The 25,397-nt window shown below is 40.7% G+C and carries 23 protein-coding genes and 1 other annotated feature; of the genes, 18 read left to right on the plus strand and 5 right to left on the minus strand.

The annotated features are described in order from the left end of the window. Nucleotides 1-54: 54 nt before the first annotated feature. The 3 genes from AEQ18_RS08170 to AEQ18_RS08180 form a co-directional block, all read right to left on the minus strand. Nucleotides 55-627 carry a zeta toxin family protein gene (locus AEQ18_RS08170; protein ID WP_054115839.1) on the minus strand — a complete coding sequence of 191 codons (573 nt, stop codon included), beginning with the start codon at nucleotides 625-627 and terminating at the stop codon, nucleotides 55-57. Between the two features lie 2 nt (nucleotides 628-629). Continuing rightward, on the minus strand, nucleotides 630-815 hold the full coding sequence (locus tag AEQ18_RS08175) for a hypothetical protein (RefSeq protein WP_054115840.1): 186 nt from the start codon (nucleotides 813-815) through the stop codon (nucleotides 630-632). A 230-nt stretch (nucleotides 816-1,045) separates the two neighbouring features. Further along, on the minus strand, nucleotides 1,046-1,969 hold the full coding sequence (locus AEQ18_RS08180; RefSeq protein ID WP_054115841.1) for a LysR family transcriptional regulator: 924 nt from the start codon (nucleotides 1,967-1,969) through the stop codon (nucleotides 1,046-1,048). A gap of 112 nt (nucleotides 1,970-2,081) precedes the next feature. On the opposite strand from AEQ18_RS08180, the gene AEQ18_RS08185 reads away from it, so the two are divergent. From AEQ18_RS08185 to AEQ18_RS08200, 4 genes are all read left to right on the plus strand, one after another. After that, nucleotides 2,082-3,236 carry a cobalamin-independent methionine synthase II family protein gene (locus AEQ18_RS08185; RefSeq protein WP_200908903.1) on the plus strand — a complete coding sequence of 385 codons (1,155 nt, stop codon included), beginning with the start codon at nucleotides 2,082-2,084 and terminating at the stop codon, nucleotides 3,234-3,236. A gap of 104 nt (nucleotides 3,237-3,340) precedes the next feature. After that, nucleotides 3,341-3,576: a binding site (T-box leader), on the plus strand. Between the two features lie 191 nt (nucleotides 3,577-3,767). After that, nucleotides 3,768-4,412, plus strand: a complete 645-nt coding sequence (locus tag AEQ18_RS08190; protein ID WP_054115843.1) for an amino acid ABC transporter permease — start codon at nucleotides 3,768-3,770, stop codon at nucleotides 4,410-4,412. Nucleotides 4,413-4,422: 10 nt separating this feature from the next. Beyond that, nucleotides 4,423-5,055: an amino acid ABC transporter ATP-binding protein gene (locus tag AEQ18_RS08195; RefSeq protein WP_054115844.1), complete on the plus strand. Its 633-nt coding sequence runs from the start codon at nucleotides 4,423-4,425 to the stop codon at nucleotides 5,053-5,055. A gap of 13 nt (nucleotides 5,056-5,068) precedes the next feature. Beyond that, on the plus strand, nucleotides 5,069-5,872 hold the full coding sequence (locus AEQ18_RS08200) for an amino acid ABC transporter substrate-binding protein (RefSeq protein WP_054115845.1): 804 nt from the start codon (nucleotides 5,069-5,071) through the stop codon (nucleotides 5,870-5,872). Between the two features lie 196 nt (nucleotides 5,873-6,068). Here AEQ18_RS08200 and AEQ18_RS08205 read toward each other — a convergent pair whose 3' ends face one another. After that, nucleotides 6,069-6,455 (minus strand): helix-turn-helix domain-containing protein, encoded by a 387-nt coding sequence (locus tag AEQ18_RS08205; protein ID WP_054115846.1) that lies wholly within the window; start codon nucleotides 6,453-6,455, stop codon nucleotides 6,069-6,071. A gap of 189 nt (nucleotides 6,456-6,644) precedes the next feature. Here AEQ18_RS08205 and AEQ18_RS08210 point away from each other — a divergent pair, with 189 nt between their 5' ends. The 11 genes from AEQ18_RS08210 (at nucleotide 6,645) to AEQ18_RS08260 (ending at nucleotide 20,893) form a co-directional block, all read left to right on the plus strand. Then, on the plus strand, nucleotides 6,645-8,162 hold the full coding sequence (locus AEQ18_RS08210; RefSeq protein WP_054115847.1) for a sugar ABC transporter ATP-binding protein: 1,518 nt from the start codon (nucleotides 6,645-6,647) through the stop codon (nucleotides 8,160-8,162). A gap of 19 nt (nucleotides 8,163-8,181) precedes the next feature. After that, nucleotides 8,182-9,186 (plus strand): ABC transporter permease, encoded by a 1,005-nt coding sequence (locus AEQ18_RS08215; RefSeq protein WP_054115848.1) that lies wholly within the window; start codon nucleotides 8,182-8,184, stop codon nucleotides 9,184-9,186. An 11-nt stretch (nucleotides 9,187-9,197) separates the two neighbouring features. Further along, complete coding sequence (locus AEQ18_RS08220) at nucleotides 9,198-10,199, plus strand: ABC transporter substrate-binding protein (RefSeq protein WP_054115849.1); 1,002 nt, start codon at nucleotides 9,198-9,200, stop codon at nucleotides 10,197-10,199. Between the two features lie 22 nt (nucleotides 10,200-10,221). Next, nucleotides 10,222-10,599, plus strand: coding sequence for a hypothetical protein (locus AEQ18_RS08225; RefSeq protein ID WP_054115850.1), 378 nt, complete (start codon nucleotides 10,222-10,224; stop codon nucleotides 10,597-10,599). 60 nt (nucleotides 10,600-10,659) lie between these two features. Then, nucleotides 10,660-10,884 (plus strand): type II toxin-antitoxin system RelB family antitoxin, encoded by a 225-nt coding sequence (relB, locus tag AEQ18_RS08230; RefSeq protein ID WP_054115851.1) that lies wholly within the window; start codon nucleotides 10,660-10,662, stop codon nucleotides 10,882-10,884. A 249-nt stretch (nucleotides 10,885-11,133) separates the two neighbouring features. Next, nucleotides 11,134-13,572 carry a DNA translocase FtsK gene (locus tag AEQ18_RS08235; RefSeq protein WP_054115852.1) on the plus strand — a complete coding sequence of 813 codons (2,439 nt, stop codon included), beginning with the start codon at nucleotides 11,134-11,136 and terminating at the stop codon, nucleotides 13,570-13,572. Nucleotides 13,573-13,613: 41 nt separating this feature from the next. Then, a complete protein-coding gene (locus AEQ18_RS08240; protein WP_054115853.1) occupies nucleotides 13,614-14,315 on the plus strand; it encodes a GntR family transcriptional regulator in 702 nt (233 codons plus the stop codon). A 62-nt stretch (nucleotides 14,316-14,377) separates the two neighbouring features. Then, on the plus strand, nucleotides 14,378-15,178 hold the full coding sequence (proC, locus tag AEQ18_RS08245) for a pyrroline-5-carboxylate reductase (protein WP_054115854.1): 801 nt from the start codon (nucleotides 14,378-14,380) through the stop codon (nucleotides 15,176-15,178). Between the two features lie 25 nt (nucleotides 15,179-15,203). Then, a complete protein-coding gene (locus AEQ18_RS08250; RefSeq protein ID WP_054115855.1) occupies nucleotides 15,204-15,875 on the plus strand; it encodes an HAD family hydrolase in 672 nt (223 codons plus the stop codon). A gap of 269 nt (nucleotides 15,876-16,144) precedes the next feature. After that, the gene (locus AEQ18_RS08255) at nucleotides 16,145-18,850 is read left to right on the plus strand and encodes a YhgE/Pip domain-containing protein (RefSeq protein ID WP_054115856.1); all 2,706 of its coding nucleotides are present in this window, start codon (nucleotides 16,145-16,147) and stop codon (nucleotides 18,848-18,850) included. A gap of 219 nt (nucleotides 18,851-19,069) precedes the next feature. Continuing rightward, nucleotides 19,070-20,893, plus strand: a complete 1,824-nt coding sequence (locus AEQ18_RS08260) for an APC family permease (RefSeq protein ID WP_054115857.1) — start codon at nucleotides 19,070-19,072, stop codon at nucleotides 20,891-20,893. A gap of 65 nt (nucleotides 20,894-20,958) precedes the next feature. Here AEQ18_RS08260 and AEQ18_RS08265 read toward each other — a convergent pair whose 3' ends face one another. Beyond that, nucleotides 20,959-21,849: an ArsR/SmtB family transcription factor gene (locus AEQ18_RS08265; protein ID WP_054115858.1), complete on the minus strand. Its 891-nt coding sequence runs from the start codon at nucleotides 21,847-21,849 to the stop codon at nucleotides 20,959-20,961. Between the two features lie 367 nt (nucleotides 21,850-22,216). On the opposite strand from AEQ18_RS08265, the gene AEQ18_RS08270 reads away from it, so the two are divergent. The 3 genes from AEQ18_RS08270 to AEQ18_RS08280 are packed head-to-tail and all read left to right on the plus strand — an operon-like array spanning nucleotide 22,217 to nucleotide 25,379. Beyond that, nucleotides 22,217-23,560: an ABC transporter substrate-binding protein gene (locus AEQ18_RS08270; protein WP_054115859.1), complete on the plus strand. Its 1,344-nt coding sequence runs from the start codon at nucleotides 22,217-22,219 to the stop codon at nucleotides 23,558-23,560. 56 nt (nucleotides 23,561-23,616) lie between these two features. Beyond that, nucleotides 23,617-24,534 carry a carbohydrate ABC transporter permease gene (locus AEQ18_RS08275; RefSeq protein ID WP_235505511.1) on the plus strand — a complete coding sequence of 306 codons (918 nt, stop codon included), beginning with the start codon at nucleotides 23,617-23,619 and terminating at the stop codon, nucleotides 24,532-24,534. A gap of 11 nt (nucleotides 24,535-24,545) precedes the next feature. Next, the gene (locus tag AEQ18_RS08280; RefSeq protein ID WP_054115860.1) at nucleotides 24,546-25,379 is read left to right on the plus strand and encodes a carbohydrate ABC transporter permease; all 834 of its coding nucleotides are present in this window, start codon (nucleotides 24,546-24,548) and stop codon (nucleotides 25,377-25,379) included. Nucleotides 25,380-25,397 lie beyond the last annotated feature (18 nt).

Here is a 25,397-nt window from a genome sequence, read left to right on the forward strand (position 1 = left end):
CCAGAGAAGGAAAGGCCGTGCTCTATTTGTAATCATTCATCTTTTGAAATTTAGTCATCTGAAACAATGAGGTATCCAAGGTATTAGTTCAGTATTATTAAATAACACCTTATCGTTGTGCTGCTCAAAAATAGGAATAAAATTGGTTGTGTTATCATATATCATGATGTTATCACAAAGCGGTGCAATCAGCGCTAAGTTTTTCAAAGACTGAAAATATCTTTTACGTATGCGTTCTTTTGGTATACCATGACCGCCTTTTTCCACCCTTTGTTGTACGCGTTTTATAGCTAAGTCAGCACTATCTAATCCAACATAAAGTAAATTCACCTGAAAGCCGCTATTCCTGGATTTTTCTATCCATTTAATTTGACCCTGTCCAGACAGTGTTGTTTCTTGGTGAAATGACTTCTTCGCATCAATCGCTTGATTCATCTGCTGAATAACTTCACGCATCGCTTTCATATTATCCGCGTTTTTTTGCCAATCACCTTGATTTTTGTTCAAAATTTCATCGGCATTTATTCTTTGAGTATGTTCAAAAATTTCCGGTATAGTTTGATACAGCGTAGATTTTCCAGCACCATTTACTCCAGCAACAATGATGTATTGTAATTTTGTATTCATATTTAAATCACAAAATCTTTTTGATTAATCACTATTTTTTGCTTTTGTTGCAGTTGAAAGGTAAATAGCTCTTTGTAAAATTCGAGTTCTTCTTGTGTTTCAGCTTGTTCATAAGCTTTTTTTAAATCTAGTAAATCCATTTTCGAAACTGATATATAGATGTTCTTCAGTTCTTCTTGAATTGTCATTTTCAATCACTCCTCATATAAAGTTCAAGCGTTACAATACTTTCAATCGATGATGTTTATTGCTAATAGATAGGACCGTTAACAATGCTTAAACCTTTCGGCATCCATTTACTTATAAGTGAATATAAACATTATAGCATCACCAATTCTCATCAGCCAAATAGAAAAAACAAAAGATCAGATTGAGAGTGAATCTGGTATGTCTAAAATTTTTCTCGAAAACTTTTTACTCAATCAAAAATCTCGAAGCCATAGTTCTGGATATGCTGTTTAAGTAAAGTTAAATATTCTTGTGCCATCTCGCTAAGTTCCATTTTCTTATGTGTCAAATACCCTAGTGTCATCGAATCCTCGACAGCTAGTGGAATCGCCACGATTTTCTCATCGTTGAGTTCGCTGCTGATGATACCTGAACTGATGGTATAGCCGTTCAAGCCGACCATCAAATTGAAAATCGTTGCTCTATCACTGATACGGATATGTTTTTTGCGTTGCAAAGTACTTAAGATTTCTTCTGAAAAATAAAAGGAGTTGGTTTCTCCTTGTTCATAGGACAAATAGGTATAGTTTTCTAAGTCCTTCAATGTGATACGGTCCTTTTGTGTCAGTGGGTTGTTCCGTCCGATAAACACGTGGGGTTTTGCCTCAAACAAAGGAATGAATTGCAGATCTTTTTCACTGATCAAGCGCTGCAGGACGGTTTTATTGAAATCGTTGAGATAGATAACGCCTAATTCACTTCTGAAGGTTTGAATATCGTCCAAGACATTCTGGGTTTGGGTTTCTCTTAGGGTAAATTGAAATTCATCTTCACCAATCCGCTTGACCAATTCCACAAAGGCATGGACCACAAAGGCATAGTGTTGAGCGGATACACTAAATACGTGTTTCCTAGCAGTATCTTTACGGAAGCGTTCGTCCAATAGATTGACTTGATCTAAGATATTGCGGGCATAGTTGATAAAAGCTCGACCCTCATCAGTCAGTGTGACGCCCAATTTGCTGCGATAAAAGAGCTGCAGATCATATTCTTTTTCCAATTCTTTCATGGCTTGGGATAAAGAGGGTTGACTGATGAACAATTGTTTGGCAGCTTCGTTGAAAGAGCCCGTTTCAACGATTTTTTCTAAATATTCTAGTTGTTGAATCCGCATATGATTCTCCTTCGGTTATAGGTATTACCTATAGGAAATATAAGTTTATAAGTATTATCTATAGTATAGGATGTTTGCTAGAATAAGTCTAACAATTTTGAATTGGAGGAAAATGAATATGGCAACTGACAAATTTCAACTTGTAGGCTCTTTATTACGTCCACAAGATTTATTAGACTACAAAAACAAAATCGAACACCGTGATGACATTCACTATCCATTCTATGACGCTTTCCCTGGTTATCAAGAAACAGAAAGCAAAGCAATCGAAAACATTATTGCAGCGCAAAAAGCACATGGACTTACTGTGATCACAGATGGCGAACATGGTCGCTCTATGTGGCATCTCGATTTCCTATGGGGGCTAGATGGCGTAGAACGGTATATTGCTGACCGGGGATATGCTTTTGAAGATTTAGACGGTGGTGATTTTGAGACCCGTAAAGATATTGGCATTCGGATCACGAAACCTTTGTCAGGCAAAAACCATCATTATTTGACTTTGTTCAAAGAAACCAAAGCCCAAGCTGGAGAGGATACAGTCAAAATCACCGTTTGGGGTGCCGCGCATGCCTTTACTGAGTTGACCTTCTTCAATGATCTAGTTGGTGAAGGTCAAGTATATGCAACCAAAGAAGACTTGCGTACAGGGTTGATCAACGCGTATAAAGAATTCTTGCAAGAATACAAAGAAGCCGGTGGCGAAATCGTTCAATTCGATGACTGTTTATGGGAATTATTTGCGGATGATAATGACAAGAGCTTTTTTGCAGAAGGCAATGCGGGATTAGAAGCTTTGGCGGATGAGTTTGTGGCGATCAATAATGAAGTTGCCGATTTTGCCCATGCGTTAGGCTTAAAAGTATGGACCCATAATTGTCGCGGCAATTATCAAAGTCGTTCAGCGGCAAGCGGCACTTATAAAGCCATCGCGGAGAAATTTTTGAAAGATCAACACTATGATCGTTTCTTCTTAGAATGGGATGATGATCGCGCCGGAGATATTTCCGCTTTAGAAGCCTTAAAAGATCGGCCAAATGTCGAAGTCGTGCTGGGCTTGCTGTCTAGTAAAACATCGACATTAGACGACGAAGAAAGAGTTGTGGCATTGTTAGATAAAGCCAGCGAAATCTTGCCAAAAGACCGTTTGTACCTATCCCATCAATGCGGATTTGCTTCTTGTGACTGTGGAAATGAATTGTCAGTGGATCAGCAATGGGCCAAAATTGAACAAGGTCAAAAGTTGGCAGCAGCGTATTTTGGTTAATCAGATTTATTGAAAATTGTATAAACATCCATCTTTTTTTAAATTTTCAGAAAAAATGTTTGACAATTTCCTTAAGAGCGAGTAAAGTAAGACTCAACTTAATGAAATAGACATCGAAAAGAAGAGTAGCAAGACTTGTTGTTCAAAGAGAATCTCTGGTTGGTGCAAAGAGATAGCACAGGGTTGTGAAACACATCTTGGAGTCGTTTTTCCGAAGAAGAAGTAGGAAAGACCGGGTATGCCCGTTAGCGCTGCAGTCATTGATTGATGACTTTCTAAGATCAGTTTGCCGTGAGGCACTGATAAACAAAGGTGGAACCGCGTTGATAACGTCCTTTAGCTGTAATGGCTAGAGGACGTTTTTTTATTTTCCGACCGGATGCCTTTTTACTATTGGGAAGCCATAGACTGCTTGAGGTTTTTTCTGAGAGGAAAAAACAAATTGAGGTGGAACCACGTGTAGCGCGTCCTCTGGCATAAGCCGGAGTACGCGTTTTTTATTTATTTATTTGACCAAGGAGGAATAATTGTATGTTTGATTATTTAATCAATGTAATGCCCCAATTGCTTTCAGGTGCTGGCATTACCATCAAGTTGTTTGCACTGACTTTACTCGGATCGATTCCATTAGGTATTTTATTGGCCTTTGTATTGGCTAGTCGATTGAAAGTGTTGAAATTCATTGTACAAGTCTATGTTTGGCTGATGCGGGGCACCCCCTTGCTGCTGCAACTGATTTTTGTTTTTTATGGACTACCGATCCTGAACATTGTCTTCGATCGGTTTGACGCTGCGTTGATCGCTTTTGTTATCAATTATGCGGCTTACTTCGCAGAAATATTCCGTGGCGGCATCCAGTCGATCCCGGCAGGTCAATATGAAGCAGCGAAAGTCTTGCGGTTGAATCCAATCCAAACGATCCGGAAAATCATTATTCCGCAAGTCGTCAAAATTACGCTGCCTTCTGTCGGGAATGAAGTGATCAATTTGGTCAAAGACACATCTTTGGTGTATATCTTAGGCTTGTCAGATGTGATGCGGATCGGAAAAATCGCAATGGAGCGAGATAGTACGTTGTTGCCACTGTTAGGCGTCGCATTGATCTATTTATTGCTGACTGGGATATTCACGATATTGTTGAAACAACTTGAAAGTAAGCTTGATTATTATCGCTAGGAGGTACAACATGTTAAAACTGAATCAAATATCAAAATCTTTTGGCAACAAAAAAGTCATTGATGGCTTAGACTTAACAATTGAAGATGGCAGCATTTTGGCAGTGGTTGGTCCTTCGGGTGGGGGGAAAACAACACTTCTACGAACGCTTGCTGGTTTAGAAACGGTGGATTCTGGGACCTTTTTGTTAGATGGCAAAGCCTTTGATCCAACGGATACCAAAGAACAAGAACAAGTGGTAGGGGTAGTTTTCCAAGATTTCCAACTGTTCCCACATTTATCGGTGTTTGACAATATCACTTTGGCGCCAAAGATGGTGTTGAAGCAGGACAAAGCGACATATACGGCAAAAGCAGAAGCTTTGGCCAAACAGCTAGGATTGGATGACTTATTGAAGCAATATCCATTTCAATTATCAGGTGGTCAACGCCAACGGGTAGCGATTGCCCGAGCGATGGCGATGAATCCAAAAGTTTTGGCTTACGATGAGCCGACAAGTGCGCTAGATCCTGGCTTGCGGCAACAAGTAGAGGCGTTGATCTTGGATTTGAAAAAACAAGGTGTAACACAAATCGTGGTGACCCATGATTTGGTTTTTGCCAAAAACATTGGCGATCAATTGTTAGAAGTATCAGGAAAATAAGGGGGAGAAAAAAATGAGGAAATATGTATTATCTTTGATAGCAGCTGCCAGCATCTTGGTATTTGCGGCATGCGGAAATAGCAACAAGGCGACTGAAAGTGCCGCCGATAAGGATGAAGTCATTGTTGGGCTGGATGATACCTTCGTACCGATGGGCTTCCAAGATGACCAAGGGGAGATTGTTGGATTTGATGTCGATTTAGCCAAAGCTGTATTTGATTTAACAGGAACCAAAGTGACCTTCCAAGCAATTGACTGGTCCATGAAAGAAACAGAATTGGATAATGGCACCATCGACATGATTTGGAACGGCTATACGAAAACAGATGCCCGGGTCAAAAAGGTATTGTTTTCTGATACGTATATGGAAAACAAACAAGTGTTAGTCACTGCGAAAACAAGCAATATCACCTCATTTGATGATATGAAAGACAAAGTTTTAGGTGCCCAAGAAGGGTCTTCCGGCTATGATACATTCAATAATCAACCAGAAGTACTCAAAGACATTGTGGCAGATAATGATGCAACGTTATATGCTAGTTTCAACGAGGCATTCATTGATTTAGAAAATGGCCGGATCGATGGGCTGCTGATCGATCGTGTGTATGCAGAATACTATTTGACCCAAACAGGAAAGACCGACGATTATAATGAAATTGAAAGCCCATTTGAAGCGGAAGATTTCGCTGTGGGTGTCCGTAAAGATGATCAAGGATTAGCGGATAAAATCAACGAAGGCTTGAAGACATTACAAGAAAACGGTACATTCGCTGAAATCTCAGAGAAATGGTTTGGTGAGGATATAACGCCAAAATAAACATTGCTTAAAACGTGATGTCGATAGTTTCAGACAGCAAAAAAGGAAAGCCAAGCTTTCCTTTTTTGCTATCCTATATCTATATTTGAAGAACCAGTCTGACGCCTTAAACTTAAGGCCTTCAGGCTGGTTTTTTGTTTAGTGCTACATCATGTCTCACTCAGAGAAGACAGTGCGATTCTACAAATAGGGGTGGTCAAGCCTCATTCTCAGTAAGGGCTAAGGCAACTTTTAATGCAGGGACCAATAAATTGATTTGAGATTCACTTAAAGATTTGCCATGAAAGAGTAAGTCTTCCGGATCTTGTGTCTGAATGTACTGAATCAATTGGGAAATTTTTAATGCTATGTCGGTAGGCGCATCACTATTTTCGGACATATTTGTACCTTTAATAATGTAATCTGTGGTTACGCCATACACGTCCGCAATCTCAGCAATCATTTCTGCGTGAGGTTCTCTTGATCCGTATTCCCAATTTGCGTAAGTACTCACTGCCGTTAAACCCAATTTTTTCGCAACTTCAGTTTTTGTCCAGTCATTCTTTTCTCTTAGATCAGTCAATCGGCTTGCGATCGTTTTCAATAGGATCACCTCTCATTTTTATTTTACTCGAAGGACATCTTGAAGGAGGGGTTTTACGCTTTATGTGTAAAAAATATATTGATTTACTCTTAACGGGTAAGTATAATGATTTGAGAAGATATTCGTCTGTTTTACGTGGTATTTTTTTATTATTTGATGAATATATTCATTAAAACAAGGAGGATAAGAATGAACAAAGAAGAAAACGAGTTGTTTCGAATGGAACATATCACGAAGACGTTTCCTGGCGTAAAGGCGCTAAGTGATGTTTCCTTTTCTGTGAATAAAGGAGAGGTGCATGGATTAGTTGGTGAAAATGGTGCTGGAAAGTCAACTTTGATGAAAGTGATGTCGGGGGTCTACCAACCTGATTCAGGAGAAATATTCATTGAAGGCATCAAAGTCAAAATGACGAATATTAAAAAAGCACAGGAACAAGGTGTGGCGATCATCTTTCAAGAGTTAAATTTATTGCCCCATTTAACAGTGGCAGACAATATTTTTATCGGGCGTCAACCGACAATGAAAGGGTTCATCCATGACAAAAAGATGCATAGTGACACGCAAATCATTTTGGATGAATTGGGTATCAACTTGAATAGCTATGAAATCGTCAGCCGTTTGAGCGTTGCGCAACAACAGATGGTCGAAATTGCAAAAGCGATATCAATGGATTCGAAAATACTTGTTTTAGATGAACCTTCTGCTGCATTAACTGAAAAAGAAATTGAGCAGCTATTTAAAATCATACGAAAGCTGCAAGAAAAAAATGTTGGGATGGTCTATATTTCTCACCGAATGGAAGAATTGGCGCAAATCTGTGCGCGGGTGACCGTCCTTCGAGATGGTGCGTATATAGGAACTGAGCGCTATGCAGATATTACGACCGAAAAATTGGTGAATATGATCGTTGGCAGAGAGTTGCATAACGTCTACCCTAAACATCAACGAAAGATTGGCGATACGGTATTAGAAATCAACCATTTAGAAAATGATAGCGGTATCAATGTAGCGGGGATTTCAGTCCGTTCTGGAGAAATTGTCGGCATCGCAGGTTTAATGGGTGCTGGACGGACGGAGATTGCCCGGTGTCTTTTTGGTGCAGATAAGGCATTGAAACTAGATGTACGAATGGACGGCAAACCAGTCAAGATTACTAAGGTCAGTGATGCGATCAAATATGGGATAGGCTATGCGACTGAAGACCGGAAATATGATGGACTGGCATTGCAATTAGATGTTCGTTTCAATGTGAATATGGCTAGCTTAAGCAGAATCACACGCAAGGGAATAGTGGACGATCAAGCGGGGGAAGAAACTGCGCGTAAATATAAAGAAAAACTTTCTATACGCACACCAAGTTTAGGACAAACTGTAGCTAATTTGTCAGGAGGAAACCAACAAAAGATTGTTCTGGCAAAGTGGTTATGTAATGACGTTAACGTGTTGATCGTAGATGAACCTACTAGAGGAATCGATGTGGGTGCCAAGTACGAAGTCTATGAATTATTTAATGAATTGAGTGATTTAGGCGTGGCGATCATTATGATCAGTTCCGATTTGCCAGAAGTCTTAGGCATGAGCGACCGCATATTCGTCATTCATGAAGGGACTGTCAACGGTGAATTACCAGCTAAAGGTACAACCCAAGAAGAAATCCTGTATCTTGCAGCTGGATACAATAAAAATATGGAAAACATAAGTTAATCAAAGGAGAATCGATTGAATGAAACAAGTGACTACATTGAAAAAAGAGAAAGAGATTTTTGCTCATCGCTTTAGCTTGAGTACGAGAAAAGCAATATTTTCAGGTATTGCATTGGTTATCCTTTTTATCATATTTGCGGTTTTAAATCCAAATTTTATGGCGAAAAATAATTTGATCAATATTCTGCAACAAGTTGTGACCTATGCCATCGTGGGGTATGGGCTAACCTTTGTTTTAGTGGGTGGAGGGACTGACCTTTCTGCAGGTGCATCTATGGGCTTATCAGGAATTATTGTCACAACGTTATTAATAGCAGGTGTTCCGTTGCCTTTAGCTATTTTGATTGCGCTGATATTTGGCATTTTAATGGGCGTTCTCAATGGATTTTCAATTGAGGTTTTAGGTGTTGTTCCGTTTATTGCTACCTTAGGTACGCAATGGGTTTTTCGAGGGCTAGCCAATGTGCTTGTTGATGGAAAACCAATTTATACCAATACGATCCCCAGCCAAGAGGCGCAACAAGTATTCTATCAGATTGGTGGTGGGCGTCTGCCTGGCGGTATTCCGTATAGTGTATTGATTACTTTGATATATGGACTGATGCTAGCGTTCATTTTATCTAAGACAAAAATCGGCAGACAAATATATGCTTGTGGAAGCAATTTAGAGGCTGCAAAACTCTCTGGGATCAATGCTGTAGGTACAAGGATGTTTGCGTACTGTGTCAGTGGCTTTTCTGCATGTGTTGCAGGAATCATCGTCACCTCAAGAATATCCTCTGCGCAACCTATGGCAGGACAAGGCATGGAGCTAGAAGCAATTGCGGCAGCGGTGATTGGCGGTGTATCCAATAGTGGTGGCCAAGGTGCCATCGTCAATACGATTATCGGGGCTTTGATATTAGGCGTTCTGCGGAATGGCTTAAACATTATGGGGATCAGTTCATTTTGGCAACAAGTGATCATCGGTTTTATTCTAGTTGGTGTGATAGCACTGGATGTACGTAGAAATAAAAAAAATTAGGGGGAATACAAATGAAAAAGTTTATGTATACGCGTATCTTGATTGTCTGCAGTCTGCTTTTCCTAACCGCTTGCGCAAGCACAGAGAATGGAGAGGGAAGCAGCGATGGCAATGAAACAATCTATTTTTTGACTAAAGTTTTAGGCAATCAGTATTGGTCTGTAGTAGAGGAAGGTGCAAATGCAGCAGCCAAAGAATTGGGTGTGGATTTAGTCGTAACTGGTTTAGCCAATGAAGCTGAAGTTGAAAAACAAGTCCAACAACTACAAGATGCAGTATCAGCTGGCGCGAGTGGGATCGTTGTTGGTCCGACAGATTCGACAGCGATGGCTAACCCGGTATCAGAAGCGTTTCAATCTGGGATTCCAATCGTCATCGTTGATACAATGATCAATACCGATGATTATTCAGTCGCTTTGATGACAGATAATGTGGAAGCCGGTAGAGAAGCGGCTGAAACAATGCTAGAACTTTTGAAAAATCGAGGCATCTCGGAAAGTGAAGAAATGAAAGTTGGCGTACAAATTGGTGCTTCAGGATCACAAACAATCATTGATCGCTTGTCAGGGTTCAATGAATATTGGGATTTGCACGCACCAGATACGTGGCAAGTGTTAAATGAAGATATCAAGGTCAATGATGGCGATATCACAAAAGCGGTCGGTTTTACACAAGATATGCTGACTGCTTATCCAACGCTAAAAGCAGTATTTGGACCGAACAATGGTTCCACAGTTGGTTTTGTCACAGGTTTGATGGAAGCAAATCGGACGGATATCACATTGGTAGGTTTTGATTTCTCAAGCGAAATCGAGGATATGATTCGTACAGAAGCGTATGATGTTGCCACTATTCTACAGAAACAATATCTAATGGGCTATGAAGGTGTCAAACAAGCTGTAGAGCTCGCTCGCGGCATAGAACCTGATCAAAAAGTCGTTGATACGGGGACAATGGTGATTACCAAAGACAATATTGATGACCCAGAAATTGCAGATATTATCAACCCTTGAAACCTATGGAGGAAGTGCGTCTATGCATGAATTTCTATTGAAAATGCGCCAACAATCTAAATCCTATAAAGCCAGAGAAAAAGCCTTCAATGAATTTTCCGACTTTATTTTTCCTTATGGGGAATCACAGCAGAGAAAAGTCACGTGTTTACTGATTGAGTTGTTCCCTAAAGAAAGAGAAAAATTTGTTCTGCTTTACTATATATTACTTAAGGACGCTTATATGACATTACAGGATTTTGATCAAGCGTATCAGATCGTCAAGAAGAAAAAAATCATTTCGGAAAATAAGCGCACCAAACTGCTGCTGCAAGCATTGATTGACATAGATTGTGGGATTGATGGCGCACTGAATTATCCTTTTGCACATGAGATAACCAGTTCTGATAGATATATGTGATGCAGTGATTTTTGTACTACATGCGTGCAATAGATATAGGGCTAAGGGGAGGGATTGACTATGCGCGTACCGACAATAAGATTGAATGACGAAGAAGAGGCATTATTTCAAAATTATGCTGCTTTAACCGGTCAACCTTTATCTATATTCATGAAACACGCATTAACAGAAATAAATGAAGACATCTTTGATGTGAAAACCGGATCGGAAGCGTTAAAAAAACTCTCTGGAGAAACGATCTCTTTACAAGACATGATGCAGGCTGAAGGATTATCGGGAAAATGAGAGAATCATGATGCTATTCCGCTCGTTCTTGATATCAAGACAAGCAAACGTGAAAAAATTGATGGCAGCTAGTTGTTCTATTTCTCTATAGCATAAAATTGCTGCTTATTCGGTATGTACGATGTTGGTGTACGTAACGAATAGGCAGTTTTCTTCAATATTTTGCGGGACTTAAAAAATTCTCACAGGAAAACTTTTGTTCGCCTTCTTTTTTCGTTATAATAGATAAAGATGAAAAGAGGGATAGACATGGCGCAAAAGAAACGCGCGAAGAAACGCAAAACAAAAAAACAGCAGCAACAACAAGAAAAATTAGTATTGGTCGGCGTCGGCTTATTGTTTATCTTGTTTTCGATATTTGGCTTTTTCCATTTAGGCTTTTTGGGGATGCTGATTGCCAATGGCTTTAGAATCGTTGGCGGCAATACCTATCGGGTTCTTTGTATCGCATTAGCGGCTTATGGCGGTTGGTTAGCTATCAAAACCACTGAAGCAAAATTTCAGCAATTTCGGCGGATTATCGGTTGTCTACTGATATATCTTGGTCTATTGATTATTTTGCATGCCCATCTTTTTGGGAATGTGATCAGTGAACAAACAAATGTACTGCAAACCACATGGATGACTTTGCTAGGGGATATTCGCCGCAGTCAAGTGAGTCAGAATGTTGGGGGTGGAATGACCGGTGCGTTGCTTTATAATGGCAGTTATTTCCTTGTCTCTCAAATTGGCAGTTATATCATAGCTGTTCTTTTGATGCTGGTTGGCGGCTTTTTGTTCAGCAACATGCGCAGCCATGAATTATTGGATCATTTACAAACGGCAGGGGACAGCTTACAACGTTTCCTAGAGGGCTCTCCTGAAAAACAAGCGCAGAAAGAAGCCCGCAAAGCTGAAAAAGCGGCTGAAAGACAAGCCAAGAAAGAAGCGGAACGCGCGGCTGTTTTGGCAGAAATCAAAGAAAAGAATCAAGTGCGTCCAATGACTGAAGGGGAAAAGTTAGCCAAGGCAGAACAAGCCCAAACAACGGACACCTTCGAACCGGAACAATTGAGTTTTGTGCCGATCGATCATTTTCAAGAAGTCCCTAAAGCAACTGGCACATCCGCAGCGGCATCAGAGATGGCAGATGCACCACATCCTGCAGGCACGTCAAAACCGAGTAAACGGGTCAATGAGGATGGCGAAATTTTAGACGACGATGGCGAAGTATTGGAATTCGAAATCTCAGAAGAAGCGGAGAATCGAGATTACGAGTTGCCTTCTGCGGAATTATTGGATTCGATTCCGGCAACTGATCAAAGCAGTGAGTACAAAAAAATCGAAAAAAATATTGGTGTTCTTGAAACAACGTTTCAAAGTTTCGGTGTCGATGCCAAAGTCGTCAAAGCCAGTCTTGGGCCGGCAGTCACGAAATTTGAAGTTCAACCAGCAGTCGGTGTCAAGGTCAGCAAAATCGTTGGCTTGACAGATGATATCGCTCTGGCACTTGCCGCAAAAGATGTGCGGATGGAAGCACCGATCCCGGGTAAATCATTGATTGGGATCGAAGTGCCAAACAGCGCTATAAGCATGGTTTCTTTCAGAGAAGTGATCGATGCCCAGCCAGATCATCCAGATCAACTATTAGAAGTGCCCTTAGGACGGGATATCTCAGGGCGTGTCCAAACCGCAGATTTGACGAAAATGCCCCATCTGCTGATTGCAGGTTCGACAGGGAGCGGGAAATCTGTTGCAATCAACGGAATCATTACTAGTATTTTGATGCGGGCCAAACCCCATGAAGTCAAATTGATGATGATTGATCCAAAAATGGTTGAACTGAATGTCTATAATGGCATCCCTCACCTGTTGACACCTGTCGTGACCAATCCGCGAAAAGCCGCGCAAGCTTTGCAAAAAGTCGTCAAAGAAATGGAAGAACGCTATGAAAAATTTGCAGCGACAGGCGTAAGAAATATTACCGGCTACAATGAATTGGTCATTAACAAGAATCTAGAAGATGGTGAAAATCGGCCAATCTTGCCTTTCATTGTCGTGATCGTTGATGAATTGGCGGACTTGATGATGGTGGCCAGCAATGAAGTGGAAGATGCAATCATTCGTTTAGCGCAAATGGCGCGGGCCGCCGGTATCCATATGATTTTGGCCACACAACGGCCTAGTGTCGATGTCATCACCGGAATCATCAAAGCCAATGTTCCTTCAAGGATGGCTTTCGCCGTTTCCAGCGGGGTCGACTCTCGGACGATCATTGACAGCAACGGTGCGGAGAAATTGCTGGGTCGCGGCGATATGCTGTATTTGCCGATGGGTGAGAACAAGCCAATCCGTGTCCAAGGTGCCTTTATTTCCGATCATGAAGTCGAACGAATCGTTACCTTTGTGACGGATCAGCAAGAAGCCAATTATGAAGAGAAAATGATGGTCACTGAAGAAGAAACGAATACCAGTACTAGCGGTCAACCGCAAGATGAGTTGTTTGAAGAAGCCAAAGCGTTGGTGATCGATATGCAAACAGCAAGCGTGTCCTTATTGCAACGACGGTTTCGGGTAGGATATAATCGCGCTGCGCGTCTAGTGGATGAATTAGAAGCCCAAGGTGTGGTTGGACCATCTGAAGGAAGCAAACCTAGAAAAGTCTTGATCGAACCACAACCCGAAGAAATCCCCCCATTTGAGGAATAAATGCTGTATCCAAATACCTGTAAAGAAAGGCAAGAGGAATCATGAAGCGCAAGCATATTTTGTACCGCGATGTTGCCGATAAAATCAAAGAAGATATTTTTTCGGGCAAGTATCCAATCGGCTCATTTTTACCGACAGAAACCGAGTTGGAGGCTGTCTTCAATGTAAGTAAAATCACGGTTCGTAAAGCAATCGAACTATTGGCTGCTGATGAGTATGTCGAAAAACGTAGTGGGCGAGGAACAACAGTATTAAGCAATCGCCCCTACAATCGGTTGTCAAAAGGGACGACTTTCAGTCAGCTGTTAGAAAGAACCGGCAAAGAATATACGAAAAGAAATATTGAATTTACCCAAGTAAGCTTATCCCCTGATCATCCGGCTTATCCATTGATGGGCAAAGATGTGATGCGTTTAAAACGTCTGTACTACTTTGATCACCAGCCATTTATTTATTATGAATACCACTTGCCGATCCAGCTTAAAGGGTCGTCGATCGATGAATTGGAAGAAAAATCCCTCTATCGGTTATTAGACGAGCATCGGATGATCATTGATCGCTTCGAAGACGCCTTCGTTGGTGTTACCTTGACAACGGAGCAGCAAAAATTCATGATCACACCAGAAATATCCGCATTGAAGCGTATTCGGAAATCCTATGATATGCAAGGTGAGGTAGTAGAATACACAGAGGGAATCTATAATACTGCCTTACATCCTTACATGATTGAATTTGAAGCCTAATCTCTGATTGGGCTTTTTTCGCAAAACAAAGGTACAATCAAATTGAAATGGAGCGTGATGAAATGAAAAAAATCGCCTTTATCGGTGCTGGAAATATGGCAAAAGCCATTATCAAAGGGTTGATCAAATCAGAGTTGTATGCCGCAAATGAAATTCTGGTCTATAACCATCGCTATGAACCGACATTGCAGCAATTGGAGGCTGAAACAGGGATTCAAGGGACCACCACATTGTCTGAGGCCACAGCGTATGGAGAAGTGTTGATTTTAGCGGTCAAGCCTTTTGTTTTTGCCCATTTATTGCCACAATTGCAACCGCTGTTGACGAGAAACCATGTGATCGTATCGATTGCCGCTGGTGTAACGATCGACCAAATGACCACAGCACTAGGCAGCCAAAAAATTATCCGGGTCATGCCGAATACACCTGCGCTTGTAGGTGAAGGAATGTCTTCGATCAGCCCCAATGATATGTCCACGGAAGAAGATACCCAATTTGTTCTGCGGTTGTTTGAAAGCGTGGGAAAAGCTGCTGTTGTACCAGAAAGCATGATTGATGCGGTGATAGGTGTGAGCGGTTCTTCTCCAGCCTATACTTACATGTTTATTGAAGCTTTGGCAGACGGGGCAGTTGCTGAAGGAATGCCTCGGGAGATGGCCTATGCATTTGCTTCTCAAGCTGTGCTGGGTGCCGCTAAAATGGTCTTAGAAACCAAAGAGCATCCAGGGGTCTTGAAAGATCAAGTCACTTCTCCTGGCGGGACGACGATTCAAGCGGTCAAATCGTTGGAAGAAAACGGTCTGCGCGCAGCGGTGATCCAAGCAGTCCATACAGCTGCAGAAAAAAATCGCGATATGTCGTAAGACACAATCAATCAAAGGGGTGCTTATGAAAGAATTACTGATTTTTGATTTAGATGGGTTATTGTTAGATACCGAAAAAATTTATTTTGATGGTTGGCTCGCGTTGTTTAAAGACCACAATATTCCTTTATCCGCAGAAGACATCAGCAGTTGGAGGGGACAAAGTTGGCAGCAGACGGCGGATCAATTGGCACAGGTCGTTGGCGGGCATGAACGGGTCATGACACTTCGCGCGGAGCGAGAAGGCTTCATCGAAGCACAGCTGATGAATGGGACCTTGCAAATGAAGCCCTATGCCAAAGAGACACTGCTGTTGGCCAGAGAAAAAGGGTTTATCACGGCACTGGCAACGTCGACGATGAAAGAACGGGCAGCCAAATTGCTGCCTCATTTTGATCTGCTCGCGTGCTTTGACTATCTGACTTTCGGCGATGATGTAGCCGCCCATAAGCCAGATCCAGCACCCTATGTGCGGACGTTGGCACTTGCGGATAAGACGGCCGCGCAAGCATTGGTCATGGAAGACTCTTTATTAGGGGCATTGGCCGCCACACGGGCTGGAATCGAAGTTGTATTGATCCCGGACCAAAGTTTTCAGACAACGTATACAGAAGCACAGAAAGCAGGATTAAATCTGTATGCAGAAACGGACTCACTGCAGTTTGTTTATGATCTGCTGCAAGCCGATCAACTTTGATCCTTAATCGTAATGCCTTCTTGATAGGGAGAAGGCATTTTTTTATTTACTTTCGACACAAAGTCATATCATTCGGTGTGGGTTCATGCTTCATGGTAAAGTTAAAGAAAAGAGAATGATTATCAGAATAAGATCAAAAAGTAAAGGGGTTTCATTTTGACAAAAAGGGTCTTTTGTCAAAATGCAATTCGATAGCCGATCATAGTCATTGGCGTGAAGCCAAAAACATGGTAAATTATCCTTCGATGACGAATAGTGGGGGAAGAGAAATGAAGAAGATAAAAAATGTCCTTTATTTATATAAACTAGATTGGAAACGAATTTTTTCCAATCCAATCGCAGCTTTTTTGATTATTGCATTAATGATTTTGCCCTCGCTGTATGCGTGGTTCAATATCAAAGCCTTGTGGGATCCTTACGGCAATACAAGTGAACTGCCGATCGCGGTCTATAGTGCCGATAGTGGGGCAGAATTTGAAGGAACGCAAATCAAGATTGGTGATGAAGTCATAGATACCTTACATGACAATACGCAACTAGGTTGGCGTTTCGTTGATTCAAAAGATGCCCTCGTTGAAGGGGTCAAATCAGGTGAATATTACGCGGGTATCTACTTGCCAGAAGATTTTTCAGAAGATCTGATCAGTTTTACCAGCGGAACGATCGAAAAACCAACGATCGAATATTACAGCAATGAAAAAATCAATGCCATCGCACCTAAAATCACGTCTAAGGGTGCCAGCAGTTTGCAAGAGGAGATTTCTCAGAACTTCATTGAAACCGCGAGTTCCACCCTGCTAAAGGTTTTTAACGAGATTGGGTATGATATTGATTCTAATCTGATCAGCATCAATAAAGTGAAAAATATGATTTTGGATACCGATGAAAATCTGGATACGATCGATGGCTATACGCAAGAGATCGTCACACTGCATGACAAATTTCCAGAAATCAAAGACAAGATTGCCAAAGCGGAAGAATTTACGGATTATATCCCAGAAGTCGATGCGATGGGCGATAAACTGATTGCATTAAATGACAAAATGCCTACTTTGAAAAAAGAAGCCAGCATTATTTTGACATTGCAAGAAAAAATTCCAGAGATCCAAAATGCCGGCAAACAACTAAAAATGATCGATGAAGATTTTGACGATATTGCTAGTACGATGACCGACGGGATCGATACAGCCAAACAAGGCCTGCAAATCATCGAACAAGTGCAAGCCGCGTTGCCGGAGATCGAAGACTTAGGTGATCAAGCAGCCGACTTTGCTTCTGCAACAAAAGAAGGTGCCCAACAGCTGCAAGATGCGTTGCCAAGTATCTCTAGCAGTGTGCAGGTGACGATTGATGCTATCAGCCAAGTCGCAACGACCACTGCTAGTCTGACGGACACCATCAATCAAGCGTTGGCGGATAATGAGCTGACAGATGAGGAACGGACCGCCATACGTAATGTGATTGCTGATTTCCAGCAAAATATCCAACAACAGCAAACAGCTTTAGATTCTTTGATTGCGTTCATGACCAAAATCCAAGAGGCTGGAAACAATAGTGATTTACAAACAATCATTGATCAATTGAGCAATGCCAAAGACTTATTAGGTGTATTATCTACGCGCTTGAGTGCGCTAGACAATTTGGTACAAAATGGGTCAATTGACGATATTCAGAACTACCTTAGCCAAATAACTGCAGCTGCACAAGACATCAGTAATTTACTGAATCGTATTGATGTATCTTCTATTACAAACACGATCAATGATGTCCTCACCAAATTGATCACTACGATCACCACCGCCGAAGATGTCTTGCAAAAAGCTCAAGATATTGATTTCGATTCTTTGTTGTCATCTACCAAAACAGTTGTCAGCAATGCTGTATCGATTTTGGAGAAATACCAAAAAGAATTGCCAGCGATCAAGCAAGAATTACATGACGCCAATACAATGTTGAATGGATATATGGACGAGATCGTTGCAGCCATCAATAAAGGGGCGGATTTGTATAACAATGAATTACCGATCATTGAAGATAAATTAGGTATCGCAGCGGACTTCTTGCAAAATGATTGGCCTACCGTAAAGGCGGAAATCACCTCTACGATGGATATGGTCGATGAAAAATTGCCAGAAGTTGAAAAAGCCTTAGACGCTGCGGTGGACCTCATCAACAACGACTGGCCAAATATCAAATCTGGCATTCATAAAGCTGCTGATGCGATCCGCAAAGGCGAAAGCGAAGTGGATTTAGGGGATATCATCAAGCTATTGAAACTAGATGCTACAGAAGAAGCTGAATTCTTCAAACAACCGGTTGATTTGGAAACCAATGAAATCTATCCAATCGCCAACAATGGCTCAGCCAGCACACCGTTTTACACCGCATTGTGTTTATGGGTAGGGGCATTATTGTTGTCAAGTGTTGCTACAACAGAGTATCATTTAGATAAGAAAGACAAACAACGGTTTACCAAACGAGAAACCTTTGTCGCGAGAATGATGACTTTCTTAACGATGGCGGTAGCGCAAAGTTTGATCGTTACGTTAGGAAATATGTTTCTCTTAGGTGTTGATGTGCGGAATCCTGTCTATAGCGTGCTCTTTGCCCTGCTTGTCGGATTGGCATTTATGATGATCGTCTATGTTTTAGCCGGACTCTTCGGTAACCTCGGGAAAGGAATTGCCATTATCATCTTGGTATTATCGATTTCCGGAGGTGGTGGGAATTACCCCATCCAAGTGTCTGGGAAGTTCTTCCAATTTATCAATCCTTTGTTGCCATTCACGCATGCTGTCAATCTATTGCGAGAATCAGCCGGGGGGATCTACTGGCCAAATGTATGGGCACCAGTTATCATATTGATTTGTATCTTCTTATTCTTTGGGATAGTCGGTACACTCGTTTCACCTTACGTAAGTGAGAAGTCGAAAAAATTGAGTGACATATCAAAAGAGAGTCATTTCTTCCATTAACAATAAAGCAGATAGAGCCGTTTGTTCTATCTGCTTTTTCTTCAATCTTAAGCTGGATTCTAAAAAAAAGAAGAGCATTTTACGTTGTATTTTTCATTTGATTTTCATTGACTTTTCCTGTTTTCAGGCGTAGCATACAATCTTGATCGTTCAATATTTATTATAGTTTTTATGGTATTATCATCGTATATTTTTCATGAAAAAGGAGTGTAAAATGAAGTGGACTATTTAAAACGTTTGTTGGTCGGACGTCCTTTGAAATCTGCTGAAAATGATGATCAGAAATTGACGAGAACAGCTGCCCTTGCGTTGTTATCTTCCGATGCGTTATCTTCGATCGCATACGGGACCGAGCAGATCGTGGTCGTGCTGGTCGCTTTATCAGCAGCTGCCATCTGGTATTCCTTACCAATCGCTGCATTTGTGATTATTTTATTGATTTCATTGACTTTATCGTACCGCCAAATCATCCATGCGTATCCTCACGGGGGCGGCGCCTATGTCGTAAGTAGTGAAAACCTGGGCAAAAATGCCGGCTTGATCGCAGGGGGCTCTTTGCTGATCGACTACATGTTGACAGTGGCTGTATCCGTCTCAGCGGGGGCAGAAGCCATCACCTCGGCGGTTCCAGCATTGTATGGCCATCAAGTAGGGATTTCGATCGTGATCGTCTTATTGATCATGATGATGAATCTTCGGGGATTGAGGGAATCCGCCTCGTTCTTGATGATCCCAGTGTATACCTTCATTGCCGTGATCACGATACTGATTGTCGTTGGTCTATTCAATATCATCACAGGTGTCCAACCTTTAAATGCTACAGCGTTGCCTGGTGCTGTAATACCTGGCGTTTCTGTCGCATTGATCTTAAGAGCCTTTTCTTCCGGGTCGTCTTCGCTGACTGGTGTAGAGGCCATCAGTAATGCAGTCCCATTCTTTAAGAAACCACGGGCAAAAAATGCAGCAGCGACTTTAACGATCATGGCTGCCATTTTAGGTTTCTTCTTTGTCGGTATCACATTTATCAACTACTGGTACGGCATTGTGCCGCAAACTGAAGTGACCGTCCTATCGCAAATCGGTGCCGCTGTTTTCGGACATGGCATCATGTATTATGTTTTACAATTTGCCACTGCCTTGATTTTGGCAGTCGCTGCCAATACCGGTTTCTCCGCTTTCCCAGTATTAGCATTCAATTTGGCAAAAGATAAATATATGCCGCATATGTACCAAGACCGTGGGGATCGACTAGGCTATTCTAACGGGATCATTACTTTAGCGGCTGGTTCGATCGTCCTATTGTTTATCTTTCAAGGATCAACAGAGCGTTTGATTCCCCTCTATTCGATTGGGGTCTTTATTCCTTTTGCACTGTCACAAACTGGGATGGTCGTGAAATGGAAAAATGAAGGCAAAGGCTGGTTCTTCAAGTCTTTGGCGAATATCGTGGGTGCCTTGATCTCCTATGCGATCATCGTGATCTTGTTCGTCTATCGACTAAATGATATTTGGCCATTCTTCATTATCATGCCGATCTTGCTGTTTATTTTTTACAAGATCCATGACCATTACAAGAATGTAGCAGAGCAATTGCGTTTAGAAAAACAAGGGAAATTGCACGCCTATGAAGGCAATACGGTGATCGTATTGGTAGGGAATGTGACCCGCGTGAATGTTGGCGCCCTAAACTATGCACAATCTATTGGGGATTATGTTGTTGCGATGCACGTCTCTTTGGATGAAGATGTCAAGAAAGAAAAAGAAATCCAACAAGAATTCAAGCAAAACTTTCCTGATGTGCGTCTATCGATCGTCCATTCTTCGTATCGCTCGATTGAAAATCCAATCATTCGCTATGTAGATTTGGTCAGCCGGAATGCGACCAAGCACAATTATACGACAACGGTCATCATTCCTCAGTTTGTACCGAAACACCGCTGGCAAAATATTTTGCATAACCAGACGAGTCTGCGATTACGGTTTAGATTGTCATGGCGGGAAAATATTATTGTAAGTACGTATAGTTATCATTTGAAGAAATAACAAGATGAAACAAAGCCGCGAATGATCAGCACATATTGCTGGTCATTCGCGGCTCTTTTGATGCCTCAACTATAAAACATTTTTAGTTTGATATCTTGATCGTAATTGCCAAATCCTTTGCCAAAAAGGGTACAGCCGCCAATATGGGTGGCTGTTTCTTTGACTTCTAGTTTGAGATGCCAAGTATCTTCATATGCCGGAATATCTTTGATGGTGATGTTGGATAGCGGCTCTCCTTCCATATAGGTTCCGTGATCCATGATACGAATCGTTTTGAGCAGACCATATTGATTCAAGTTATCGGGATACCAATCTGGGGTAAACTTACCGCGAATATCGGCAAAATCCCCGGGACTCGTCCAAGTACCTAACTCCACACCATTCAAACTAAAAGTAATATCTGATGGCCAATTGTTATTAGAAAATGGAAACTCGGATGAGATCTCCATCGAAATCTCCATCATTTCTAGTTTTTCTTCATTTGCTAGAAAGTTAGGGGACTGATATTCCACGAACCCTTTTGTAAACCACAAAATTCTTGCATCCATTCTATTTGGATCCATGAAGTATTTAGGTTCGTCTACCGGTCCAACAAAGCCTGCTAAAGTTGCCAGCCCACATGTCGGTTCCACCGCATAATTTGTATAGTGTCCAATAGGAATCACGGTTTCCTTCGTATCAAAAGCGTTAAAGATTTTTTCAGGGAAGTTGATATCGATATGATCGACTCTTAAACTGGAAATCTTTTTTTGCCCAATTCGTTCTGTCTTGATAATGTTTGCTTCTTCCAATTTTTTGATATGCATAGTGATAATGGCACTGCTTAAGCCTAGAGCTTGAGCAATCTCTTTCACATTCATTTTGTTTTTGGCTAACATCTGGATAATTTTAATGCGCACACTGCTCGCTAAAGCTTCGTATACTGGCAATGCCTCCTGATTGATTTCTAATTGCATTTTCGCACCTCCTAGGAATCTAACACTCTTATTTACCTGAATGTTAACATATTTGCTAATATGTGTAAATAGACTTGGTTTTGTTTCTTTTAGTTAACATTTGTATTAATTAATATATAGATTAAGTTGATATAATTAATCAAAATATTGTTGACAGCGTTTACAGTGTAATGTATTATTTAGTTGTAAATTGAAAGTGTTTGCAAACATAACTTCATTTAATTTGTTTAGGTAAATGTTTAGTTTAAGATTATTTGTTGATTGTCATCATTAGGATTGTTTTTTATCAAAGGTTTGTTCAAGGAAGTAGTAAATAATAAATAGATAAAAAAGTTATACTAAGTAAAAATCTGAGAGGATGTAAAAGATGAATATCAAAAAAATGCTTGTTTCAGGTTCAGTATTAGGTTTATGTGGTTTGGTATTAGGTGCTTGTGGGAGTAGCAATAGCAACAGTAGTAGCAGTGGAAGCGACAGTAAAGAAATCACCTTTATGTTTCGGGGTGGTGAAGATGAGAAAAAAGCCTATGAAACTGCAATCAAACAATTCGAAGACGAGAATGATGTAAGCGTTAAAATTATAGCGACTGATGCAGATCAATACGCAACAAAGCTGCAAGCAGCTATTTCCGGCGGAAATATGCCCGACGTCTTTTATATTGAACAAGGAAACTTGATGGCATATGTGGACAACGGGGTATTACTTGATATTACGGATGAGATTGAAAACTCAGACTTTGATCTTTCAAATGTATGGGAATATGGTGTGAATAGTTATCGATATGATGGTGAAAAGGTAGGAACAGGTGCTTTGTATGGATTACCAAAAGATGTAGGTCCTTTTGCTTTAGGATACAACAAAGCCATGTTTGAAGAAGCCGGTATTGATTTGCCTGATATAGATACGCCTTACACGTGGGATGAATTTGTAGAGGTTTCTAAACAATTAACGAAAGACACAGACGGTGATGGAAAAGTTGATCAGTGGGCAACTGGATTTAATGTGAACTGGAGTTTGCAAGCTTTTGCTTGGAGCAACGGAGCTGATTGGATCAATGAAGATAAAGACACGGTCACTGTTGATACACCTGAATTTGCTGAAGCGTTGCAATGGTTTGCTGATTTACAAAATGTCCATGAATTGACCCCGTCGATTTCTGATGCTCAAACATTAGATACTTATCAGAGATGGATGAATGGAGAGATTGCCTTCTTCCCTGTTGGACCTTGGGATATGAGTACCTATGCTGGCTTAGATTTTGAATACGATCTGATTCCATGGCCAGCAGGATCGACCGGAGAATCTGCGACTTATGTTGGGTCTTTAGGTATTGGTGTAGCAAGTAAAACGGAGTATCCAGAAGAAGCAGTGAAACTTGTAGAATATTTAAGTGCTTCTGAAGAAGGACAACAGCAATTAGTCGATGCACAAATTCAAATTCCTAACTTGATCGATATGGCTGAAGAATGGGCATCCGATACTGAAAGTGTACCAAATAACAAACAAGAATTTCTTGATATTGTGCAAGACTATGGCCGAGCAATGCCTGCTGCAACGACCTACAACGCTGAATGGTATGATGAATTCTTCATTAATATTCAACCTGTTCTTGACGGTGATCAAACTGCGGCAGATTATGTAAAAGAAGTTCAGCCGAAGATGCAAGATAAGTTGGATGCAGCGATTCAGCAACAGGAAACAGCAAAATAGTTTTATATGGGGTCACAAACATTGTGGCCCCAAAGATTTTTATGGAGGGACGTTTAATGGAACAAAAAGTAGGAATAAAACAACGTAAAAAGAAAAGTAGTCTTTATGCCAAAGAACATCAAGTAGCATTTTTATTTGTACTATTTCCTGTGATTGGATTTATTCTATTTTCTTTAATTCCGTTAGTCTATTCGGGTTATGCAGCATTTACTGATTGGAATGGATTGGGACAAATGAATTTTGTGGGTTTTGAAAATTTTCAAAAGCTTTTTAGAGATGAGTATTTCTATAAAACGATGTTTAATACAGTCTTTTTAATGTTAGGTATACCAATAGGATTGCTTTTATCTTTTATGTTAGCATCAGCACTGAGTCGTGGGATCAAAGGCACAACCATTTTTAGAACCATTTATTATATTCCAGTTATTTCTTCTTTGGCTGCTATCTCCATTCTATGGCAATGGGCTTATAATGGTGATTTTGGTTTAGTTAATCAAGTACTGGATATATTTGGTATTGATGGTCCGAACTGGCTTCAAAATCCTTCCACAGTAAAACCAGCAATTATCATCATGACGGTTTGGAAAGGATTAGGCTATTCAATGTTGCTCTATTTAGCAGCTATCCAAAGTGTACCCAAAACATTCTACGAGGCAGCAGAATTAGACGGTGCTTCCTCATTTCAAAAATTTAGAAATATTACTTGGCCGATGGTCAAGCCAGTTACATTCTTTTTAGTTGTTACAAATATTATTGGTGGCTCGCAAATATTTACTGAAATCAATATTATGACACCAACTGGCGGGCCACAGTATAGTAGTGCAACTGTAGTCTGGTATATTTGGCAGAAAGCCTTTAAGAATTGGCAGATGGGTTATGCAAGTAGTATGGCTTTAATTTTGGCTATTTTAGTCTTTGCAATCACAGCATTTCAATTCTATATGAATAATCGCTCAAGCTATACATTGGATTAGGAGGGGAAAAGATGAAAAAAATTAAAGTAAGTCACGTACTGATCATTTTGATTCTATCCCTAGGGGCAATTATCATGGTCGGTCCGTTGTTGTGGATGATCTCAACTTCATTTAAAGACAAGGCTGGGGTGTTTCAATTACCCCCTCAATGGATTCCAGATCCAATTCAATTTGATGCCTATAAACGACTAGTGGAGTTAGATACTTTATTTTCAGGTATAAAAAATACAGTGATTGTGTCACTTTCAGTGACTATCGTAGGTACTTTGACATCTAGTTTAGCAGCATTTTCATTTGCAAAACTTAGAATGCCACATAAAAATTTGCTTTTTCTAGTTCTCCTAGCTGCCTTAATGATTCCTTATCCAGCAGTGATGATTCCTCAATTTATGTTGTTTTCAAAAATCGGTTGGGTAGATACGTTGCTTCCTTTGATCGTGCCCGGTATGTTTGGAAATATTACTATGATTTTCTTTTTAAGACAATACCTATCAAATATTCCAGACTCAATCGTTGAGGCGGCGAAAATAGATGGAGCTGGTTATCTTCAAACATTCTTTCAATTGATTTTTCCGCTTATTCGCCCAGCAGTTGCCGCGCAGTTCATTCTTTGGTTTATGGGCGCATGGAATGATTACTTAGCACCACTGATTTATTTAAATAGCCCCGAAAAACAAACACTGCAAGTTGTTATTGCCAACCTAAATGCAGCTTATGCTATTCAGACTGATTATCCATTGATTATGGCAGCTTCAGTTATTTCTTTACTTCCGGTTTTGATTGTTTTTATCATTTTCCAGAAACAAATTATCGAATCAGTAGCACTTTCAGGAATGAAAGGGTGAGGTCATGTTTGAGAGAGC

It is taken from the genome of Enterococcus sp. RIT-PI-f (assembly GCF_001297065.1).
Classification (GTDB): Bacteria; Bacillota; Bacilli; order Lactobacillales; family Enterococcaceae; genus Enterococcus_D.

What these genes read in the sequence shown, in the direction of transcription:
- AEQ18_RS08255 (WP_054115856.1), top strand. Translation starts at nt 16,145, where the DNA reads ATGAAGAAGATAAAAAATGTCCTTTATTTATATAAACTAGATTGGAAA.
- AEQ18_RS08270 (WP_054115859.1), top strand. Translation starts at nt 22,217, where the DNA reads ATGAATATCAAAAAAATGCTTGTTTCAGGTTCAGTATTAGGTTTATGT.
- proC (WP_054115854.1), top strand. Translation starts at nt 14,378, where the DNA reads ATGAAAAAAATCGCCTTTATCGGTGCTGGAAATATGGCAAAAGCCATT.
- AEQ18_RS08225 (WP_054115850.1), top strand. Translation starts at nt 10,222, where the DNA reads ATGCATGAATTTCTATTGAAAATGCGCCAACAATCTAAATCCTATAAA.
- AEQ18_RS08185 (WP_200908903.1), top strand. Translation starts at nt 2,082, where the DNA reads ATGAATATGGCAACTGACAAATTTCAACTTGTAGGCTCTTTATTACGT.
- AEQ18_RS08215 (WP_054115848.1), top strand. Translation starts at nt 8,182, where the DNA reads ATGAAACAAGTGACTACATTGAAAAAAGAGAAAGAGATTTTTGCTCAT.
- AEQ18_RS08250 (WP_054115855.1), top strand. Translation starts at nt 15,204, where the DNA reads ATGAAAGAATTACTGATTTTTGATTTAGATGGGTTATTGTTAGATACC.
- AEQ18_RS08200 (WP_054115845.1), top strand. Translation starts at nt 5,069, where the DNA reads ATGAGGAAATATGTATTATCTTTGATAGCAGCTGCCAGCATCTTGGTA.
- AEQ18_RS08220 (WP_054115849.1), top strand. Translation starts at nt 9,198, where the DNA reads ATGAAAAAGTTTATGTATACGCGTATCTTGATTGTCTGCAGTCTGCTT.
- relB (WP_054115851.1), top strand. Translation starts at nt 10,660, where the DNA reads ATGCGCGTACCGACAATAAGATTGAATGACGAAGAAGAGGCATTATTT.
- AEQ18_RS08275 (WP_235505511.1), top strand. Translation starts at nt 23,617, where the DNA reads ATGGAACAAAAAGTAGGAATAAAACAACGTAAAAAGAAAAGTAGTCTT.
- AEQ18_RS08240 (WP_054115853.1), top strand. Translation starts at nt 13,614, where the DNA reads ATGAAGCGCAAGCATATTTTGTACCGCGATGTTGCCGATAAAATCAAA.
- AEQ18_RS08175 (WP_054115840.1), bottom strand. Translation starts at nt 815, where the DNA reads ATGACAATTCAAGAAGAACTGAAGAACATCTATATATCAGTTTCGAAA.
- AEQ18_RS08180 (WP_054115841.1), bottom strand. Translation starts at nt 1,969, where the DNA reads ATGCGGATTCAACAACTAGAATATTTAGAAAAAATCGTTGAAACGGGC.
- AEQ18_RS08190 (WP_054115843.1), top strand. Translation starts at nt 3,768, where the DNA reads ATGTTTGATTATTTAATCAATGTAATGCCCCAATTGCTTTCAGGTGCT.
- AEQ18_RS08235 (WP_054115852.1), top strand. Translation starts at nt 11,134, where the DNA reads ATGGCGCAAAAGAAACGCGCGAAGAAACGCAAAACAAAAAAACAGCAG.
- AEQ18_RS08195 (WP_054115844.1), top strand. Translation starts at nt 4,423, where the DNA reads ATGTTAAAACTGAATCAAATATCAAAATCTTTTGGCAACAAAAAAGTC.
- AEQ18_RS08210 (WP_054115847.1), top strand. Translation starts at nt 6,645, where the DNA reads ATGAACAAAGAAGAAAACGAGTTGTTTCGAATGGAACATATCACGAAG.
- AEQ18_RS08280 (WP_054115860.1), top strand. Translation starts at nt 24,546, where the DNA reads ATGAAAAAAATTAAAGTAAGTCACGTACTGATCATTTTGATTCTATCC.
- AEQ18_RS08170 (WP_054115839.1), bottom strand. Translation starts at nt 627, where the DNA reads ATGAATACAAAATTACAATACATCATTGTTGCTGGAGTAAATGGTGCT.
- AEQ18_RS08265 (WP_054115858.1), bottom strand. Translation starts at nt 21,849, where the DNA reads ATGCAATTAGAAATCAATCAGGAGGCATTGCCAGTATACGAAGCTTTA.